Genomic DNA, 20,211 nt, shown 5'->3' with positions numbered 1-20,211 from the left:
GCCGCCCGCGGAGCGCCGCGGAAACCGACGGCGACGGACGCGGACACGGCACGCACGCGCGCGGAGCGGACGACGCGGCGGGCGCCGGCCGGGTGACGCCGGTGTCCGCCGGATGCCGGAGTGCCTCGTGTGAGCGGGAGGACGACAGGGCAACCCATGCTGCATGCGCATCGTGGTCACCGGGGTCACCGGAAACATCGGTTCTGTCGTCGTGCGGCGCCTGCGTGCCGAGGGCGGGCACGACCTTGTCGGCTTGGCCCGGCGGCTGCCCGAGGGCCCTGACAGCCATGGTGTCGACCTGCGCTCGGCAGACCTCAGCGTCGACGCCTGCCACCGCACCCTCGTCGAGGCGTTCACCGGCGCGGACGCGGTCGTCCACCTGGCATGGGGTTTCCAGCCGTCCCACGATCCCGCCTACCTCACCGAACTCGGTGTCGGCGGCACCCGCCGCGTGCTCCGGGCCGTCGCCGACACCGGTGTCCCGCACCTGGTGCACATGTCCTCGGTCGGCGCCTACTCACCGAAGAAGGACGACCGTCCGGTCGACGAGTCCTGGCCCACCGGAGGTGTGCGCAGTTCGCTGTACAGCCGGCACAAATCGGCGGCCGAACGCCTCCTCGACCGGTACGAGGCCTCCGGCGCCGGCACGCTCGTCACCCGTCTCCGGCCGGGAATCGTCGGGCAGCGCGCCGCCGGCAGTGCTCTCCTGCGGTACGGCGTGCCCGCCCTCCTGCCCCCCAAGGCGCTCGACCTGCTGCCGGTCCTGCCGATGGACCGGAGGCTGACCATCCCGATGGTCCACACCGACGACGTCGCCGAGGCGGTCGTCACGGTGCTGCGCCGGCGGGCGGGAGGGCCGTTCAACCTCGCCGCCGACACGCCCGTGACCGCGGCGGTCATCGCGGACGCGCTCGGCGCCAGGCTGGTGCACGTGCCCTCCACCGTGGTCCGCGCCGTCATGTCGGCCGCCTGGCACGCTCGCCTGCAGCCGGTCGACACCGGGTGGCTGGACATGGGCTTCGCGCTCCCGACGCCGGACACGACCCGTGCGCGCACGGAGCTCGGCTGGGCCCCGGCCGAGGACGGCCCGCAGGTGCTCGCCGAGGTGATCGAGGGCATGCGGGAGGCCGCGTCGGGCCGGACGCCCGTGCTGCGCCCGCGCACCGTCCTCGGAGCGCTCGGCGACGCGGTCCGCCGCGGGCCGGTCGCCGTGCGGCGGCGCCCGTGACCACCGGCACGGCACCGACGCGCCCCGGACCGCCGCCCGTGCTCGCGCTGCTCGCCGCCGCCCACGGCGGGCCGGCCCTGGCGGTCGCCGCCGTCGCCGGCCTGCTCGCGCTCCGCAGCGACCTGGACCCGCTCGATGCCGCCGTCGTCACCGCGGCGGTACTCGCCGGCCAGCTCACGGTCGGCTGGGGCAACGACCTGTGGGACCTCCCCCGCGACCGCGCCGTCGGCCGGACCGACAAGCCGTTGGTCACCGGAGCCCTCCCGGTCGGCCGGGTGGTGCGCGCCCTGGCCGCGGCCGGACTCGCCTGCGTCGTGCTGTCCGCGCTCGCCGGCTGGCGCGGCGCGCTGGTCAACGTCGTCCTCGGCGCCGGCGCGGGCCACGCCTACAACCTGGGGCTCAAGGCGACCTGGTGGTCGTGGGTGCCGTACGCCAGCGCCTTCGGGACGCTGCCCTCGGTCGTCACCCTCGCCGGCCCCGTCCCGGCCTGGGCGCCGCTGTGGACGACCGGCGCCGGAGCCGCGCTCGGTGTCGGGGCACACCTGCTCAACGCGCTGCCCGACCTCGCCGACGACGAACGCACCGGCGTCCGCGGCCTGCCGCACCGGATCGGCGGGCGCCCTTCGCGCGTCCTGGCCGCCCTGCTGCTGTCCGCCGCCTCGCTGCTGGCCGTGCTCGGCCCCGCCGGGCCCCCTGCGGCGTGGGCGTCGGCGGCTCTCGTCCCGGTGGCGGTCCTCGTGGTGCTCACGTCGGCCGCCCGCGGCCGGGCTCCCTTCCGGGCCGCGGTGGCCGTCGCCCTGCTCGATGTCGTGCTGCTCGTGGCGGCCGGCTGATGGCGCCCGCAGCCACCCGCTGGGACCTCGCGGTGGTCGGCGCCGGACCGGCCGGCGCCGCCGCCGCCCTGGGCGCGCTGCGCGCCGACGCGAGCCTGCGCGTCGCCCTCCTGGACCGGGCGGACTTCCCGCGGGACAAGGCCTGCGGCGACGGGGTGGCCCCGCACGTCCTCGACCTGCTCGCCGAGGTCCGCGTCACCGGTCTCGTCGACGACCGGGTCCCGGTCGAGCGCCTGCGCCTCGGCCGGGGCGGCCTGGTCGTCGAGCGGCCAACGGCCCGCCCGGCGTGGGTGGTGCCGCGCCGGATCCTCGATGCCCGGCTGGTCGACGCCGCCGTCGCCGCGGGCGCGCGGCTCCTGCGGCACCGGGTCCGCGACCTGCGGCAGCACACCGATGGGGTGATCCTCGACGGGGAGGTCTCCGCCGCGGTCGTGATCGGCGCCGACGGCGCGCACTCGGTCGTCCGACGCGCGCTCGGCCGCTCTCGCGGTCCGGTGGCCCTGGCACTGCGCGGCTACGCCCCGGTCGCACCCGGGCGGCGAGGCGTACAGGTCATCGAGTTCGGCACCCGCCACCAGCCGTCGTACGCCTGGTCCTTCGACCGCGGTGACGGCCACGCGAACGTCGGGTACGGCGAGGTCCTGCGCGGGGACCGGCCGGCGCCGACCCGCGCCCAGTTGCTGGAGCGACTGGAAGTGCTCCTGCCCGGTGCGGCCGAGGAGGGACGGCACTGGGCCGGGCACCTCCTGCCGCTCTCGACGGCGCGCTGGCGCCCTCCGGCCGGCCGCGTACTGCTCGCGGGCGACGCCGCCCGCCTGGTGAACCCCTTGACCGGGGAGGGCATCCACTACGCCGTGGCCACCGGCATCGCGGCCGGCCGCGCCGCCGCCGCGGCCCTGCGTGAGGGACGGCCGGAGCGGGCGGGAGAGCGGTACGCCCGCGCCACCCGCCGGATCCTGCTGCCCCACCTGCGCCACACCGCTCTGGCCGCCCGGCTCGCCCGCACCACTGGTGTCGTCGAGGCCGGGCTGCGGGCCTCGGCCGCCGACCGGCGCGTCTTCGACGACATCGTCGAACTCGGTCTCGCCCGGGGCCTGCTCACCCCCGCCGTCGCGCTCGGCCTCGGCCGGGCGTTCCTCACCCCCGTCCGTCCGACCGGCCGACCTCAGGAGCCAGCATGACCATGCGCGTCCTCAGTGTCCGCGGTGTCCTGCCCGAGCACCGCCACCGGCAGGAGGAGATCACCGAGGCCTTCGCCGACACGCTGGCCGAGGGCGCGGTGGACCGCGGCGTCGTCGAGCGGTTCCACCGCAACACGTGCGTCGAGGCCCGGCACACCGTCCTGGCGCTGGAGGAGTACGCCCGCCTCGGGGACTTCGGCCGGTCGAACGACGTCTTCATCCGGATGGGCGTCGAACTGGGCGGTCGTGCGGTCGTCAACGCGCTCAAGGACGTCGGCCTCACCCCGGCCGACGTCGACTTCATCGTGTCGTGCACGGTGACCGGTCTGGCCGTCCCCTCGCTCGAGGCCCGCATCGCGGCGGAGATCGGGCTGCGCCCCGACGTGGTGCGCATGCCCCTGGTCGGCCTCGGCTGTGTCGCCGGCGCGGCCGGCATCGCACGCCTGCACGACCTGCTGCGCGGCTGCCCGGACGGGGTCGCGGTGCTGATGTCGGTCGAGCTGTGCTCGCTCACGTTCCAGCGCGAGGACACCTCGGTCGCCAATCTCGTGGCGAGCGGCCTGTTCGGGGACGGCGCCGCGGCGGTGGTCGCGGTCGGTCCCGAGCATCCGCTCGCACGGTCCGAGGACCCCGCCCGCCCCGAGGTCCTCGCCTCGCGCAGTCGCCTCTACCCCGACTCGGAACGCATGATGGGCTGGGACGTCGGTTCCGGCGGGTTCAGGATCGTGCTCGACGCCTCGGTCCCCGACCTGGTGCGCCGGTACGTCGGCGACGACGTCCGCGGCTTTCTCGCCGACCACGCCCTCACCGACGACGACGTCGGCTGGTACGTCGCGCACCCCGGCGGTCCCAAGGTCCTGGAGGCACTGCAGGAAGTGCTCGGGATCGAGCGTGACGCCCTGGGGGTGACCTGGGACTCACTGCGCCGGATCGGCAACCTGTCCTCCTCCTCGGTGCTGCACGTCCTGGCGGACACGCTCGCCGACCGCCCTCCGCGGCCCGGCTCCCACGGGCTCATGCTCGCCCTGGGCCCCGGCTTCTGCTCCGAACTCGTGCTCCTGCGCGCCCCGGGGGGTGGGCGGTGAACGGCGAGGTCCTGTTCACCGTCCTGGTCCTGGCCGTCGGCCTGGAACGGGTCGCCGAACTGGTCGTGTCCCGCCGCAACGCCGCCTGGAGCATCGCGCGGGGCGGCGTGGAGTCCGGGCGGGGCCACTACCCGTTCATGGTGGTGCTGCACACGGGCCTGCTCGCCGGCGCGCTCGTGGAGGTGTGGGTGCGGCGGCCGGAGACCGTACCGCTCCTCGCCTGGGTCATGCTCGCCCTCGTCGCGGCCTCGCAGGCGCTGCGCTGGTGGTGCATCGCCACCCTGGGCCGGCAGTGGAACACCCGGGTGATCGTCGTGCCCGGTGCCGCGCGCGTGACCGGCGGCCCCTACCGCAGGATCCCGCACCCGAACTACGTCGCCGTCGTCGTCGAAGGGCTCGCGCTCCCGCTGGTGCACTCGGCCTGGGCCACGGCGGTCGTCTTCACCGTGCTGAACGGGTTCCTGCTCGCCACCCGCGTCCGCGCCGAGGACACCGCCCTGGCACGGCTGGCCTGAGGAGGCGCGCATGGATCTTCTCGTCGCCGGTGGGGGGCCGGCGGGTCTCGCCACGGCATTGCACGCGGCTCGGGCCGGGCTCGAGGTCGCCGTCTGGGAGCAGCGCGCGGGTACCGTCGACAAGGCGTGCGGCGAGGGTCTGATGCCGGGTGCCGTCGCCGCCCTGGCGGCGCTCGGTGTGCACCCGCCGGGACGCGACCTGCGGGGCATCGGGTACGTCTCCGGGCGGCGCCGGGTCGACGCCGACTTCCGGGCGGGGCCGGGCCGCGGGGTACGTCGCACCGTTCTGCACGCGGCGCTGCGAGAGGTGGTGCTGGCCGCGGGCGTACGGGTCGAGCAGCGCACCGTGCGCCGGGTCGAGCAGGACGAGGACGGTGTGGTGGTCGACGGCACCCGTGCCCGCCACCTCGTCGCCGCGGACGGCCTGCACTCGCCGATCCGCCGGTCCCTGGGGCTGCACCGGCCGCGCCGGGCCCACCGGCGGCACGGGCTGCGGCGCCACTACGTGCTCGCCCCCTGGAGCGACCGCGTCGAGGTGCACTGGGCCCGTGCCGCGGAGGCCTACGTGACCCCGGTGGGCGACGACCTCGTGGGCGTCGCGGTGCTCACCTCCGGCCGCGGACCGTACGACGACCACCTCGCCGCCTTTCCCGAGTTGCGGGAGCGGCTGGCCGGAGCCGGGCCCGCCGGACCGGTGCGCGGGGCGGGGCCGCTCCGCCAGGACACGAGCGCGCGCACCGCCGGCCGGGTGCTGCTGGTCGGTGATGCGGCCGGTTACGTCGACGCGCTGACCGGCGAGGGCGTCGCGCTGGCGCTCGCGCAGGCCTCGGCGGCGGTGCGGGCGGTCGTCGACGACGACCCGGCGGCGTACGAGCGGGAGTGGCGGCGGCTCACCCGGCGCTACCGCCGGCTGACCCGGGCGCTGCTCGGCGCGACGAGGGTGCCCCCGGTCCGCGCGGCGCTGGTGCCCGCGGCGCAGCGGCTGCCGTGGTTGTTCTCCGCGGCCGTCGACGCGCTGGCGCGTCCGGCGGGGACGTGATCCGGCGGGCTCCGGGCACGTGCGCCGTGTGCGAGCGGAGAAAGAGGGCACAGGAGTGAGGCCGGTCCCGTGCCGGCCGGCCACCGGCCGGTTTCCCGGGCCCCGGCTGCGGGCTCCCGCGGAACCGATGCGTTCGTCGTGGCGGGACGACGGCGGAGCGCCGCAGAGTTCCATGGACGGCCGACGGAGCGAAACCCGGGCGTCGGGAAAGCACGCGTCAGGGATCCTCGTCGCGTCGGCGTCGCCGCGGCCGCGGCCGAACGGCTGCTCCCGCCATGGAGTCCGGCTGCGACGGTGGGCGGACGGATCACGCTCTCGGGGCCGGCGGGAATCCCTTCCCCACACCTGCCGCCACCGCCGCACCGCCCGGACACCCACCCGCAGGTCCTCGACGATCACCGGGCTCGCCCCGCGCGGGGCGGCAAAGCCCGTGTCCGGCCGGGCGGTCGTACGGCCGTCACGCCGTCGCCGTCCGGCCGGCGTCGCGTTCCACGCCTCCTCGCCGGCGGCGCGGCCCTGCCCTGTCACCGGGGGCCGCCAGGAGCGGCGATCTCCCGTCCTTGCGTCTCCCGCGTGTCCTGGCCGCGCCGGAGGAACCGCTCCCGAAACCCGCGGGCCGGGCGGGAGCTGGTTCGAACCGGCGCGCACGGCGCGCGTGGGCAACACCCCGTTCGGTCTCCGCACGCTCTACCGGTGCCGATGCGTGACGGAAATGATGAGGACACCGCACATGAACCAGGTGATCCGCACCCCTGTCCTCGGTCAGGCGGACATGCGGCGGAAGGAGCCCGTGGTGTTGCTTCTCATCTCCCCGGACAGCGTCGAGGAGGCCCTCGACTGCGCGAAGGCGGCGGAGCACCTCGACATCGTCGACGTCAAGAAGCCCGACGAGGGCTCGCTCGGCGCCAACTTCCCCTGGGTCATCAGAGCGGTCCGCGACGCGGTCCCGATGGACAAACCGGTGTCCGCCACCGTGGGAGACGTCCCCTACAAGCCCGGCACGGTGGCCCAGGCTGCGCTCGGCGCGGTCGTCTCCGGCGCCACGTACATCAAGGTCGGCCTCTACGGATGCACGACGCCCGATCAGGGCATCGAGGTCATGCGCGCGGTCGTCCGGGCGGTGAAGGACCAGCGCCCCGAAGCGCTCGTCGTCGCCTCGGGCTACGCCGACGCCCACCGGATCGGCTGCGTCAACCCGCTCGCCGTGCCCGGCATCGCCGCCCGCTCCGGCGCCGACGCGGCCATGCTCGACACCGCCGTCAAGGACGGGACGCGGCTGTTCGACCACGTTCCGCCGGACGCCTGCGGCGAGTTCGTCCGGTCGGCCCACGCGTCCGGTCTGCTCGCCGCCCTCGCGGGCAGTGTCAAACAGGCCGACCTCGGTCCGCTGACCCGCATCGGCACGGACATCGTGGGCGTGCGCGGAGCGGTCTGCGAGGGCGGCGACCGCGCTGCCGGGAGGATCCGGCCGCATCTGGTGGCCGCTTTCCGGGCGGAGATGGACCGGCAGGCCCGGGAGCACGCGGCCGGCGTCCCCGCCGCGAACTGACCACCGGCATGCCGTCCCCTGGACCCGCCCGCGTCCCCGGACACCGGGCCGCGCGTTTCGCCGTCGTCGACCCGGCCACCGGGGAGACCTTCGACGAGGCCCCCGACCAGCAGCCGGACGAGCTGGACGCCGTGGTCGACCGGGCCCACCGGGCCTGGCACGGCTGGCGCGCCGACCCCGCCGCCCGCACCACCGCGCTGCGCGCGGCGGCCGACGCCGTGGAGACGGCCGGCGGCGACCTCGCCCGGTTGCTCACCCGGGAACAGGGCAAGCCCCTGGCCGAGTCGTACGCGGAGATCGCCCGTACGGCGGCCCGCCTGCGCTACTTCGCGGATCTGGCCCCCAGCACCCGGCGGATCACCGACGGCCGGCCCGTGCGCAGCGAGATCCGCTGGCGCCCCCTCGGGCCCGTCGCCGCGATCGTGCCGTGGAACTTTCCGCTCCAGCTCGCGGCGGCGAAGTTCGCGCCCGCGCTCGCGGCGGGCAACACCATGGTCCTCAAACCCTCCCCGTTCACCCCCCTCGCCACCCGGCTGCTCGGCTCCCTCCTCGCCGCCGTCCTGCCCGAGGGGGTACTGACCGTCGTCACCGGCCGCGAACCCCTCGGTGCCCGCCTCGCCTCCCACCCGGGCATCCGCCACGTCACCTTCACCGGTTCGGTGCCCACCGGGCGGGCCGTCGCCGAAGCTGCGGGGGCCTCGCTCGCCCGGGTCACCCTGGAACTGGGCGGCAACGACGCCGCCGTCCTGCTGGACGACGTCGAGGTGGACCGGATCGCGGACCGGCTGTTCTGGGCGGCGTTCCGCAACTGCGGGCAGGTCTGCATGGCCGTCAAGCGGGTCTACGCCCCGGCCCGGCTCCACGCCGAGGTCGTCGAAGCCCTCGCCCGGCGCGCGAAGACCGTCGCCGTCGGGGCCGGCCTCGACCCGGGCACCCGGCTGGGCCCGGTCAACAACGCCCTCCAGCTGGCCCGCGTCGAGCAGGTCACGAAGCGGGCCCTGGCGGACGGCGCCCGGGCGGCGGCCGGCGGCCGGCGGCTGGACGGGCCGGGCTACTTCTTCGCCCCCACGATCCTCACCGACGTCCCGCCCCACAGCCCGGTGGTGACCGGGGAACAGTTCGGACCGGTCCTGCCGGTGCTGCCGTACCGGAGCCTCGACGAAGCCGTCGAGGCGGCCAACGGCACCGGCTTCGGACTGGGCGGCTCCGTGTGGGGCACCGATCTCGACCGGGCCGAGGCGGTGGCCGGCCGGCTCGAATGCGGCACGGCCTGGATCAACCACCATGCCGAACTCTCCCTCGCCCAGCCCTTCGCGGGTACCAAGAACAGCGGTGTCGGCGTCGCGGGCGGACCGTGGGGGCTCTACGGCAACCTCCGGCCGTTCGTCGTCCACCGCCCGCAGGAGGCATGACGGTGAGGTTTCAGGCGGCCGTGCTGCGCTCGTACGAGGACCCGTTCACGGTCGAGGAGATCACCCTGCGCACGGAACCCGCCGTCGGGGAGATCCTGGTCGAGATAGCGGGCTGCGGGATGTGCCGGACCGATCTCGCGGTCCGGCGATCGGCGGGCCGCAGCCCGCTGCCGGCGGTGCTCGGCCACGAGGGGGCCGGGGTCGTGGTGCGGACGGGCGGCGGCCCGGACACCACGATCGGCGTCGGTGACCACGTCGTGCTGAGCTTCGACTCCTGCGGGCACTGCCGGAACTGCCGCGGCGCGGCCCCCGCCCACTGCGACTCCTTCGCCTCACTGAACCTCTTCGGAGGACGTGGGGAGGACGCGCCGCGGCTCACCGACGCGGCCGGAGGAGCGCTGGCCCCCCGGTGGTTCGGCCAGTCCTCGTTCGCCGAGTACGCGCTCGTCCCGGCCCGCAACGCGGTCCGGGTCGACCCCGGGCTGCCCGTCGAACTGCTCGGGCCGCTCGGCTGCGGCTTCCTCACCGGCGCCGGAGCCGTGCTGAACACCTTCGGCGCCGGCCCGGGTGACACCCTCGCGGTCTTCGGCGCGGGAGCGGTGGGCCTGGCCGCGGTGATGGCGGCCACCGCCGCCGGCGCGCTGACCGTGGCCGTCGACCGGCATCCCGGGCGGCTGGCCCTGGCCGAACGGTTCGGCGCGATCCCGCTGCCCGCCGCAGCGGCCGGACTGTCCGAGCGGATCCGGCGGGTGACCGACGGCGGCGCGCAGTACGCGCTGGACACCACGGCCTCGTGCCCGCTCGTCAACGACGCGCTCCGGGCGCTGCGTCCCACCGGCAGCCTCGGCCTGGTGGCACGGCTCCACACCGCGCTGCCGCTCGAACCGGGCACGCTGGACCGAGGCCGCAGCATCCGCCACATCTGCGAAGGGGACGCCGTGCCCGGGCTGCTGATACCGCGGCTGACCGGGTTGTGGCAGGCCGGACGCTTCCCCTTCGACCAGCTGATCCGCACCTACCCGCTGGCCGACATCAACGAGGCCGAACGCGACTGCGAGGCGGGCCGCGTGGTCAAACCCGTCCTGCTCCCGGCGGGAGGAAGCCGATGAACGGGGTCCCCGGCACCGCGGACTCCCCCCGTCCGACGAGCAGGCACCTCGCAGTCCCCACTCCCGCCAACGGAGGAAGCATGGCCGGTACGGCGCCGCAGCACACGGACGTGGAAGGCGTGGACGGAGGCGTGGGTCTGACCGCCCTCCTGGTCGCCGCGGCACGGGCGATCGAGACCCACCGCCACGACAGCCTGGCCCAGGACGCCTACGCGGAGCACTTCGTGCGCGCCGCCCCGGCGTGCGCGGACTGGCCGGTGCGCATCCGGCAGGTCCCGGACGGGGACGGCAACCCGCTGTGGGGACGGTTCGCCCGCTATTTCGGCCTGCGGACCAGGGTCCTCGACGACTTCCTCCTCCGGTCGGTCCGTACGCGCGCCCGTCAAGTGGTCCTGCTGGGCGCGGGCCTGGACACCCGCGCCTTCCGGCTGGACTGGCCGTCCGGCTGCGTGGTCTTCGAGATCGACCGGGCGGGCGTGCTGGCGTTCAAGCACCAGGTGCTCACGGGCCTGCCGGCCACCCCGAGGGCGAAGCGCGTCCCCGTCCCGGTGGACCTGCGCGCCGACTGGGTCACCGCGCTGACCGGCGCCGGCTTCGACCCGGCCGCGCCGAGCGTCTGGCTGGCCGAGGGACTGCTCTTCTACCTGCCGGGCCCCGTCGAGGCGTACCTCGTCGACACGGTGGACCGGCTGGCCGCCGAAGGCAGCGCACTGGCCTTCGAGGCCAAGCTGGAGAAGGACCTGCTGGAGTACCGCGACAGCGCGATCTACACGGCGACGCGAGAACAGATCGGCATCGACCTGCTCCGCCTCTTCGACAAGGGACCGCGCCCCGACTCCGCGGGCGACCTGACGGCCAAGGGCTGGTCCACCTCGGTGCACACCCCCTTCGACTTCACCCGCCGGTACGGACGCGGCCCCCTCCCCGAGCCGAACGACGCGCTGGAGGGGAACCGATGGGTGTTCGCGCACAAGCCCCGGCCATGACCTCCGCAACGCTCACGGCGACGTCCGCACACCCCCGGCGTCCAGCGGCGCCGGGAGTGTGCGCGCTCCTCCGGACGAGGGCGAGCGGTGCCGGTGTTTCGACGTCGTCGACGGTGCGGGCGGTGAGCCGGTCGCGGACAGACCCTGGCCGAGATGCCGGCCGCGGAAGGCGTCGGTGTGGTGACGGAGATTGCGTCCGCCGTGCTTTCCAACGGTCCCGGGCCCGTCCGCGTGTGCGCGGACGGGCCCGGGACCGTTGTGGTCCGCCGGGGGCGGAGGGCCGTTACTTGAGGTAGACGATGCCGTCGGTGGTGACGGCCGGACGGCCGCTGGTGCCGACGACGACGATCTTGATCGTGTGCTTGGCGCTGCCGCTCCAGGTCTTGGTCCAGATCGCGTCGCGGTACTTGGTGGTGGACGACTTCAGGTCCACGGTGGCGGCCCTGGTGCCGTCCACGTAGATGTGGGCCTGGCCGGAGGTGGCAGCGCGGGAGACGGTCCAGGCGACGGACCGGCCGGTGAAGGTCCAGCTCAGCGAGGCGTTCTTGGAGGAGCTGGTGTAGGACTTGCCGCCGAGGTAGCCGGCGGAGGACTTGGTCGTCCACGTCCCGGACTTGGTGGCGGAGCTCTCCTGGAGGATGACCGGGGTGCCGGCGACCGAGGCGGTGGCGGTGTTGCCGGCCCGGTCGTAGGCCTTCAGCGACCAGGTGGTGGCGGCGCCGGACTTGGCGGTGTGGTGGGCGCTGGTGACCGTGGGTCCGTAGGTCCTGGCGGTCGGGGCGGTGAGCCGGACCTCCTTCAGCGCGGCGCCGTCGGTGGCCTTCCACTTCAGCGTCAGCGGAACGGCGGTGGTGTCGACGGTGCCGGTGCGCAGGGCCAGGTTCGGCTTGGTGGTGAAGGTGGGGGCGGTGCTCTCGGCGACGACGGTCGCGGCCGCCGTGGTGGTGGTCCTGCCCGACTGGTGGACGACGCGGACGGCCACCTGGTGGGTGCCGGCGGTCAGGGTGGCCTTGGCGGAGGTGGCGGTGCCGGCGGCGGTGGCCATGGCCTTGCCGTCCACCAGGAGTTCGTACTTCGAGATGAGCGCGGCCGGGGTGGCGGCCGACCAGTTCACCGTGATGCCGGCCTTGGTGTAGGTGGTCGTGCCGGAGGTGGCGGCGCCGGTGACGGACTTCAGGGCGAGGCCGGAGACCGGTCCGCCCGCCCAGGTGCGGACGGTGGCGAGGTTGTCGTAGAAGGCGTCACCGGGGCACTGGGTGTTGTAGCCGTCGCGGTGGCCGTGGATCGCGGGCAGGGTCAGCCGGTCGCCCTTGGCCCAGGTCTTCCCGAAGTAGTTGCGGCCGCTGTCGCCCGCGGTGAGGGTGGCGGTGCCGGTGGGGTCGACGCCGTACTGGCCGAGCTTCCACGCGGCGATCCGGGCGACGGAGGTCATGGCGGCCGTGGAGGGCGCGGTGGAGGTGTAGGTGCCCAGCACGGATATGCCGGTGGTCTCGCTGTTGAAGCCGTAGGCGTGGGCGCCCATCACCGGCCGGTCGACTCCGCCCTTGCGGCCCTCGTAGACCGTGCCGCACTTGTCGACCAGGAAGTTGTACCCCAGGTCTTTCCAGCCCAGTTGCTTCACGTGGTAGGCGTAGATGCCGCGCACCACGGCCGGGCCCTGGTCGCAGGTGTAGTCGTTGGACTCGGCGGTGTGGTGCACCACGACCGCCTTGACCTTCTCGCCGGGCAGGTAGCCCGGCTCCTCCGGGCTGATCGACTCGTCCGCACCCCAGTCGGCGCGGGAGGTGATCGGCGGGCGCGGCGCGGTGGACGGCGGTGCGGACGGGACGCTCACCGAAGGGCTGGGGGAGGCGGTGGGCGAGGAGGTGTCCGGGGCGGACGGCGTGACGGGGGCCGACGGCTCGGTCACCGAGGGCTCCGGTGTCGGGGGCTCGGAGGGAGACGGCTCGGGCGGCGTCTCGGAGGCGGGGGTCTCCGGGGCGGTGGCGTCCGGCTGCGGCTCAGTGCCGGTCTCCGGTTCGGTGGCCGAGGGGGTGGGCTCCTCGCTCTCCTCGGCCCCTTCGGCCACGTACGCCGCCGGTTCCAGCGCGGTGACCTCGCCGCTGCCGGGGTCGACCATGTCCAGGCGCAGGCCCTTCGGCAGTCTGGCCGAATCCTTTCCGTCGACCCGCACTTCGACGCCGTCGGACGGACCCACCCACGCCGGTTCGGTGCCGCCGCGCGCGGCGCCGTTCTCCCCCTGGCCGCTGTCGCCGTCCAGCGTCAGCCACCGCGACCAGTTCTGCGTGCCGGCGGCCCGGGTGCGGACCTCGACCGTGCCGCCGACGCGGGCGGACGGGTCGGACCAGGTCACGCCGAGCATGCTGAACGACGCGGTGTCCCGCTTGCCCAGGGAGGCGGAGGTGCCGTCCCCGGAGACCCGCAGGGCGGTGGTCTCCGCCTTGCCGGCGACGGGTCCCGGCCCGCCGCCGACGTGGGAGCCGCCGCTGTCCTGCCCCGTCATGGCCTGCAGGACGAGTGCCCCGGACAGGCCGGCCGCGACGACGGCGGACGCCTTCCAGAAATGCCGTGGTGTGCGCATGTCAGTTCGTGAAGTCCTTCTGCGTGAGGGGAGGAACGGAGCGGGAAGCCCGCCGCCCGGACCGGCGGCACGCAGGAGACCCTCACGACCGGGTGAAGGTTGTACGACGCGTCGGCACACCGGAAAACGAAGATCGAAAACCGGTCACGCGCGGCACGGGCACCGACCCCTCCCAAGTGATCAAGATCACTGCAACCTTTCGGGGAAGCCGGTTCCACTTGCGGGTTTCTGTCGCGATTACCTCGGCTTTCTCCTCCCTATAGCTTCACGAAGGCATCACAGATGTGATGCGGATGAACTCAACAGACCGAGGAAGCATGACAGTTCACATACCCGCGCCCCACGAGCGCGGGCGGCCGTGGGCCGGGGGGAGCCTGCGGCACATCGCGGGAAGCCTCTCCCTGGTGCTGGCCCTGAGTCTGGTCAGCGGCGTCTCGACAGCGGCGGCGGCACCGGAGAACCCCCGCACGGCGGCGGACGGGCCGGCGGTCACACAAGCGGCGGACATCCCGTCCGCACGCGTGGCCGCCCGTCTGTCCGGCAAGCGCGTCGAGGCCCTGTCCGAGCGCACCGAGACCTCCACCACCTGGGTGAACAAGGACGGTTCACTCACCACCGAACTGACCGCCGGACCGATCCGCTTCGAGGACGGGGACACCGGCGAATGGCGCAAGGTCGACCTCGACCTGCGGCAGGACACGGACGGCTCGGTCGCGCCCGAGGCACACCCCCGCGACCTGCGGCTGGCGGGCCGGACCGGGAAACCGGCGGCCTCCCTGAAGGCCGCTCGCGAGGCCGAGGCCGTCGACCTGGTCACCCTCGGCGAGGGCGACCGGCAGATCACCCTCCAGTGGAAGGGCGGGCTGCCCGAGCCCGAACTCGACGGCACCCGGGCCGTCTACCCCGAGGCCGTTCCCGACGCGGACGTCGTCGTCGAGGCCACCCGGACCGGCTTCGAGCAGTTCGTCGAGATCAAGAAGCGCCCCGCCACGGACGGCTACACCTACACGCTGCCGCTGAAGGCCAAGGGGCTGAAGGCCAGACAGCTCGCCGACGGCAGTGTCCAGTTCACCGACAAGAAGGGCACGAAGCAGGCGGTGATGCCCGCGCCGGTGATGTGGGACTCCACTGTCGACAAACGGTCCGGTGAACACACCCACCAGGCCGAGGTCGACATGAAGGTGGTGCAGAAGGGCTCCTCCGTCGACCTGGTGATCACTCCGGACGCGGAGTTCCTCGCCGACCCGGAGACGAAGTACCCGGTGACGGTGGACCCCTCGACCTCCTCACTGGGCAACGTCTTCGACACCTACGTCCAGCAGGGCACCACCGTCGACTGGTCCACCGACGTCGAACTGGACTTCGGCAACCCGGGCACCACGAACGCCGACGGCACCCCTCGCACGGCGCAGTCCTTCATCTCCTGGAACACCACACCGGTCCAGGACGCCCTCGTGCTGGACGCCGAGCTGAGCCTGTGGAACTTCCACTCCGGCAACAACATCGACTGCAAGGCGTACCCGTGGGAGGTGTGGTCCTCCGGCGCCGCCTCCACCTCCAGCCGGTGGGCCAACCGTCCCACCATGACGGCGAAGAAGGCCACCTCCACCGAGACCCGCGGCAACACCTCGTGCACCGCCCAGCCCGACGGCTGGATCAACGCCGACGTGACCACGCTGGTGCAGGAGTGGGCTTCGGCCAAGGCCACCCGCGGCCACATGGGCATCCGCGCGAGCGACGAGGGCGTGGTGGCGCAGTGGAAGCGGGTCAACTCCGCCAACGCCGCCTCCAATCCGCCGAAGCTGGTGGTGAACTACAACTACCGGCCGCGCACCGGCACCAAGCAGGAGGCCGGCCCGCCGTACTTCTCCTACGGCGGTGAGTACGTGGTCAACACCACCACTCCCACGCTGCGCGACACCTTCGTCGACGCCAACGGCGACAAGGTCAACGGCACCTTCCAGATCTTCGACAACGCCACCAACACCCAGGTCGGCGACGTCATCGTGTCGAAGTACGTTCCCTCCGGGCAGGTCGCCCCGGTGACCGTCCCGGCCGGCGTGCTGGCCAACGGCAGGACGTACAAGTTCCGCACCTCGCCGTACGACGGCACGCACTACAACGACGGCTGGTCGGCCTGGAAGACCTTCCGCGTCGACACCACCGCGCCCCCGGCCCCGACGAAGATCACCTCCACGGACTATCCGACGGACCAGTGGGTCAGGGGATCCGGGCAGAAGGGCACCTTCACCGTCACCCCGAGCGGCACCGACCACAACTGGCTCGAGTGGTCCCTGGACGGCGTGACCTGGACCAAGGTCGCCACCGGCGGGTCGACGAGCGGTGTGCCCATCCCGGTGACCCCGGATTCCGACGGGACGCACAGTCTCGAAGTACGCGCGGTCGACAAGGCGGACAACAGGTCTCCCGAGATCGACTACACCTTCCACGTCGGCCCGGGCGGCTTCGTCCAGCCCGCCGAGGACGAGCGCACCGCGCGGCGGCTCACCCTGGTGGCCGAGGGCGACACGACCAAGTACGACAAGGTCTCCTTCTCCTGGCGCCGTTCCGAGGCGGACCCCTGGGTGCGCGTCCCGGCCGCCGACGTCACCTCCGACGGCACCCCGCTGACCGCCTGGCCGGTGCCGCTGAACAGCGGCCGGAACGCCCCGCTCGTCTGGAACGCAACCACCACGGTCGACCCCGACGGCTCCGTCGAGATCAAGGCCGACTTCACCGGGCCCGGCTCGGCCACCGGCAGCACCCAGCCGCTCGTCGTCATCGTGGACCGGGACGGCGACGGCGCCGCCACGACCACGGTCGGCCCCGGCTCGCTGAACCTGCTCACGGGCGAACTGGTCCTGTCGCAGACGGACGCCTCGTACTTCGGCCTGACGGTCGGCCGCACCGCCGCGTCACGCAACCCGCGGTCGGGCGCTCAGGAGGGTCAGGCACCGATCTTCGGTGAGGAGTGGGCCTCCGGCGTCCTCACCGAGATCACCGAGTCGGACTACAGCCACGTCCGCAAGATCTCGGACACGGCCGTGGTCGTCGTCACCGCGGACGACAGCGAGATCCACTTCACCGCCAACGCCGCGAAGACGGGCTGGATAGCCGAGCCCGGCGCGGAGCACCTGACCCTTACGGGCACAGTGACCGGCAGTTTCACCCTCTCCGCGGCGGACGGCACGATCACCCAGTTCACCAGGCCCGAGACGGCGGCGACCACGTGGCAGGTCTCCAGCACGCTGCTCGACGGTCTCGCCAACTCGACCACCACGGTCGCCTCCGAGACCGTCACCGTCGGTGACGAGACGCTGGCCCGGCCCAAGCGGCTCATCGCGCCGACGTCGGCCGCCACGGCGACGGCGTGCAACGCCGATCCCAGCACCAGGGGATGCCGGGTGCTGGAGTTCGTCTACGCCACCACCACGACGGCCACCTCCCAGACGGACGGCGACTTCGCCGGCCGCGTCCAGGAGATCCGGCTGTGGTCCACGGAGGCCGGTGCGACGGCCGCCACCCCGAAGTCCGTGCAGAAGTACCTCTACAACGCGACGGGGCAGCTGACCCAGGTCTGGAATCCGCAGATCTCGCCGTCCCTGAAGACCGTCTACGCGTACGACGCGGGCGGAAGGATCACCCGCGTCACCCCGCCGAACGAACTGCCCTGGAACCTCACCTACGGGACGGCGGGAACCGGCCCGTCGGCCGGGCCCGGCATGCTGCTCAAGGCGTCGCGCGCGACCCTGAAGCAGGGCACCGCGGACGTGGTGGAGGCCGACGCCGTCACCAGCGTCGTCTACGCCGTCCCGCTCACCGGTACCCGAGCGCCGCACAAGATGGGCGCCGCGGACGTGAAGGCGTGGGGGCAGAACGATCTGCCCACCGACGCCACGGCCGTGTTCCCGCCCGATGCGGTCCCCGCCTCGCACTCCGGCGACACCCTCGCCGCGGGCGACTACGGCCGGGCCACGGTCCACTACCTGAGCGCGTCCGCCCGGGAGGTGAACACGGCCCAGCCCGGTGGCCACATCAGCACGACCGAGTACGACCGGTTCGGCAACACCGTCCGTGAACTGTCCGCGGGCAACCGTGCCATCGCCCTCGGCCTGTCCCCCGAGGCCGCGACCGTCCACGCGGACCTCGGCATCGGATCACTCCCGACCGCCGAGCGTGCCGCACTGCTGTCGACGCGGTCCGTCTACAACAGCACCGGAACGCGCGAGCTCGAGGGCTTCGGCCCGTTGCACCGGATCACCCTCACCCAGGACCTGAAGAGCGGTACGAGCACGCTGGTGGCGGCGGGCACCTCCGTCATCGCCCGCGCGTGGACCGTCGTCGAGTACGACGCGGACCGTCCGACCGACGGCTCCGCGACCATCTCCGACCAGGTCACGAAGAGCACGACGGGCGCGCAGGTACGGGAGCACCCGTCGGTGCACGCCGAGACGCGCGTCTCCGAGACGGTCTACGACTGGGCCAAGGGCCTGCCGGTCAAGGAGATCCAGGACCCGGGCGGTCTGGCGATCACCACGACCACCCAGTACGACTCCCAGGGCCGCGAGGTCAAGAACATCGCCCCCGGCGGCACCGGCACCGACGCGGCGACCACGGTGACCTCCTACTGGTCCGCGACCGGAAGCGGCGCCTGCGCCGGCCGTCCGGAGTGGGCCGACATGGTGTGCTCCACGGGTCCGGGCGGTGCCGTCACCGGAGGCGGCGGCAACCCGGCGCAGCTCCCCACCACGACGACCGAGTACGACTGGTGGGGCAACGCCGCGAAGGTGACCGAAGCGGCGAACGGCACCACCCGTACCGTCACCACCACCGGTGACGCGGCTGGCCGGCCGACGACGGTCAGGACGACGGGCACCGGGGGCCAGGCGGTCCCCGACGTGACGACCGAGTACGACCCCGCCACCGGACGCCCCTACAAGACGGTCTCCCCGACCGGCGGCACCGTCACCAAGGCGTACGACAAGCTGGGCCGCCAGATCTCGTACACCGACGCGGACGGCGGCACCACCGGCGTCGCCTACGACGCGCTGGGCCGCCCGGTCAAGATCACCGACAACGTCCCCAGCACCCGCACGTTCACCTACGACCACAGTGCCGAACCGCGCGGCCTGGCGACCAAGGTCGTCGACTCGGTCGCGGGCGCCTTCACCGCCACCTACAGCGCCGACGGCTCGGTCGACACCGAGAAGCTGCCCGGCGGCTACACCCTCCGTACGGTCGAGGACCCCTCCGGGTCCCAGACCCAGCGGGTGTACACCCGGGACAGCGACGGCGTGCTCATCCACTCCGACACGGTCACGAAGTCCGTCCACAGCCAGGCCACGACCCGCACCGGCTGGTCCGACCAGACGTTCCGGTACGACGCGGTCGGACGGCTCTCCACGGTGGAGGACACCTCGGAGACCGTCTGCACCCGGCGGTCCTACGGCTTCGACGGGCGGACCAACCGGACGTCGCTGACGACGGCCTCCGCCGTCCCCGGCGCCGACTGCCCGGCCACGGGAGGGACTACGCAGACCAGCACCTACGACACCGCGGACCGCCTCGTCGACTCCGGCTACGTCTACGACGGGCTCGGCCGCAACACGGCGCGCCCCGACGGCACGGGCATCGAGTACTACGCCAACGACCTCGTGTACCGGGAGACCGCGAAGGGGAAGCGCCAGACATGGCAGCTCGACGCCGCCCAGCGCTTCAGGTCGTGGACCGTGGAGACGGGCAGCGGTTCCACCTGGACGCAGACCGCGTCCAGGACCAACCACTACGACGGCGACTCCGACAGCCCGCGCTGGATCGTCGAGGACACCGCCACCGGGGCGCTGACCCGGAACGTGGACTCGCTCGGCGGCGGGCTCGCGGCGACCACCGGCAAGACCGGTGACGTCGTCCTGCAGCTCACCTCCGTCCACGGTGACGTGGTGCTCCAGCTCCCGCTGGACGCCTCCAAGGCGCCCGTGGCCCTGGACACGGACGAGTACGGCCGACAGCGCGCAGGACAGACGCCCGCCCGCTACGGCTGGCTCGGGCGCGATCAGCGCTCCGGGGAGACCCTGTCCGGCCTCACCCTGATGGGCTCCCGTCTCTACGACCCGGCGACGGGCCGGTTCACCTCGGTGGACCCGGTCGCGGGCGGAAACGCCAACGCCTACGACTACTGCTCCGGCGACCCCGTCGGCTGCAAGGACGTCAGCGGCAACTTCAGCATCAACGACATCTGGCACGAGGGGAAGGCCTGCGCCAAGTACTGGTGGGCCTGCTGGGGCGTGGCCGACGACAGCTACTGGGCCCTGCGGGAGGCGAAGAAGGCCTACAAGAACTCCAACAAGCAGAATGCCTACCGGCACTGCATCTGGCAGGCCATGTTGGTGTGGGACTTCGGCTGGACCATCGCCAAGGCCTTCGGCAACGCCCACGAGGCGAAGCACAAGAACACGAAGGACAAGAAGAAGCGGCGTGACTCCCAGGTCGACTACGCCAACAACAAGGTGGGCCGCAGCATCGGCTCCCAGATCACCGCGTGGACGCGCTGGGGAGCACAGAAGGCCGCCTGCAAGCGCTGCAAGAAGGCGCTGAAGAACGGAAAGCTGGCCATGCGCTGACCGCCTGGTCCCTTGCGCCGCCGGAGGGTGCGGGACCGGTCACCCGGCCGCCCGCGCCCTCCGGCGCCATCGA

Annotated in this window: 12 protein-coding genes; 11 read left to right on the top strand and 1 reads right to left on the bottom strand. The window is 73.5% G+C overall.

The window, feature by feature from the left end; all coding sequences use genetic code 11:
- Positions 1 to 163 precede the first annotated feature (163 nt).
- The 10 genes from ACFY3N_RS16610 (at position 164) to ACFY3N_RS16565 (ending at position 10,937) form a co-directional block, all read left to right on the top strand.
- Positions 164 to 1,228, top strand: a complete 1,065-nt coding sequence (locus tag ACFY3N_RS16610) for an NAD-dependent epimerase/dehydratase family protein (protein ID WP_390817394.1) — start codon at positions 164 to 166, stop codon at positions 1,226 to 1,228.
- Positions 1,225 to 2,061, top strand: coding sequence for a UbiA family prenyltransferase (locus ACFY3N_RS16605; RefSeq protein WP_390817393.1), 837 nt, complete (start codon positions 1,225 to 1,227; stop codon positions 2,059 to 2,061). Before ACFY3N_RS16610 ends, ACFY3N_RS16605 begins: the two co-directional genes overlap by 4 nt.
- On the top strand, positions 2,061 to 3,242 hold the full coding sequence (locus ACFY3N_RS16600; RefSeq protein ID WP_390817392.1) for an NAD(P)/FAD-dependent oxidoreductase: 1,182 nt from the start codon (positions 2,061 to 2,063) through the stop codon (positions 3,240 to 3,242). The genes ACFY3N_RS16605 and ACFY3N_RS16600 overlap by 1 nt, the downstream gene beginning before the upstream one ends.
- Positions 3,239 to 4,327 carry a type III polyketide synthase gene (locus tag ACFY3N_RS16595; protein ID WP_390817391.1) on the top strand — a complete coding sequence of 363 codons (1,089 nt, stop codon included), beginning with the start codon at positions 3,239 to 3,241 and terminating at the stop codon, positions 4,325 to 4,327. The genes ACFY3N_RS16600 and ACFY3N_RS16595 overlap by 4 nt, the downstream gene beginning before the upstream one ends.
- Positions 4,324 to 4,842, top strand: a complete 519-nt coding sequence (locus tag ACFY3N_RS16590) for an isoprenylcysteine carboxyl methyltransferase family protein (RefSeq protein WP_390817390.1) — start codon at positions 4,324 to 4,326, stop codon at positions 4,840 to 4,842. The genes ACFY3N_RS16595 and ACFY3N_RS16590 overlap by 4 nt, the downstream gene beginning before the upstream one ends.
- Positions 4,843 to 4,852: 10 nt before the next feature.
- Positions 4,853 to 5,881, top strand: a complete 1,029-nt coding sequence (locus ACFY3N_RS16585; protein WP_390817389.1) for an NAD(P)/FAD-dependent oxidoreductase — start codon at positions 4,853 to 4,855, stop codon at positions 5,879 to 5,881.
- A gap of 793 nt (positions 5,882 to 6,674) precedes the next feature.
- Positions 6,675 to 7,430 carry a (5-formylfuran-3-yl)methyl phosphate synthase gene (locus ACFY3N_RS16580; RefSeq protein WP_390817521.1) on the top strand — a complete coding sequence of 252 codons (756 nt, stop codon included), beginning with the start codon at positions 6,675 to 6,677 and terminating at the stop codon, positions 7,428 to 7,430.
- Positions 7,431 to 7,438: 8 nt separating this feature from the next.
- Positions 7,439 to 8,842, top strand: coding sequence for an aldehyde dehydrogenase family protein (locus ACFY3N_RS16575; protein WP_390817388.1), 1,404 nt, complete (start codon positions 7,439 to 7,441; stop codon positions 8,840 to 8,842).
- Positions 8,839 to 9,951 carry an NAD(P)-dependent alcohol dehydrogenase gene (locus tag ACFY3N_RS16570; protein WP_390817387.1) on the top strand — a complete coding sequence of 371 codons (1,113 nt, stop codon included), beginning with the start codon at positions 8,839 to 8,841 and terminating at the stop codon, positions 9,949 to 9,951. Before ACFY3N_RS16575 ends, ACFY3N_RS16570 begins: the two co-directional genes overlap by 4 nt.
- An 80-nt stretch (positions 9,952 to 10,031) precedes the next feature.
- The gene (locus ACFY3N_RS16565) at positions 10,032 to 10,937 is read left to right on the top strand and encodes a class I SAM-dependent methyltransferase (protein WP_390817386.1); all 906 of its coding nucleotides are present in this window, start codon (positions 10,032 to 10,034) and stop codon (positions 10,935 to 10,937) included.
- A 283-nt stretch (positions 10,938 to 11,220) separates the two neighbouring features.
- Here ACFY3N_RS16565 and ACFY3N_RS16560 read toward each other — a convergent pair whose 3' ends face one another.
- Positions 11,221 to 13,518, bottom strand: coding sequence for an N-acetylmuramoyl-L-alanine amidase (locus ACFY3N_RS16560; RefSeq protein ID WP_390817385.1), 2,298 nt, complete (start codon positions 13,516 to 13,518; stop codon positions 11,221 to 11,223).
- 317 nt (positions 13,519 to 13,835) lie between these two features.
- On the opposite strand from ACFY3N_RS16560, the gene ACFY3N_RS16555 reads away from it, so the two are divergent.
- Positions 13,836 to 20,138, top strand: a complete 6,303-nt coding sequence (locus tag ACFY3N_RS16555) for a DNRLRE domain-containing protein (RefSeq protein ID WP_390817384.1) — start codon at positions 13,836 to 13,838, stop codon at positions 20,136 to 20,138.
- Positions 20,139 to 20,211 lie beyond the last annotated feature (73 nt).

It is taken from the genome of Streptomyces sp. NPDC000348 (assembly GCF_042898795.1).
Taxonomy (GTDB): domain Bacteria; phylum Actinomycetota; class Actinomycetes; order Streptomycetales; family Streptomycetaceae; genus Streptomyces.
This window is presented reverse-complemented; position numbering and strand designations above follow the sequence as displayed.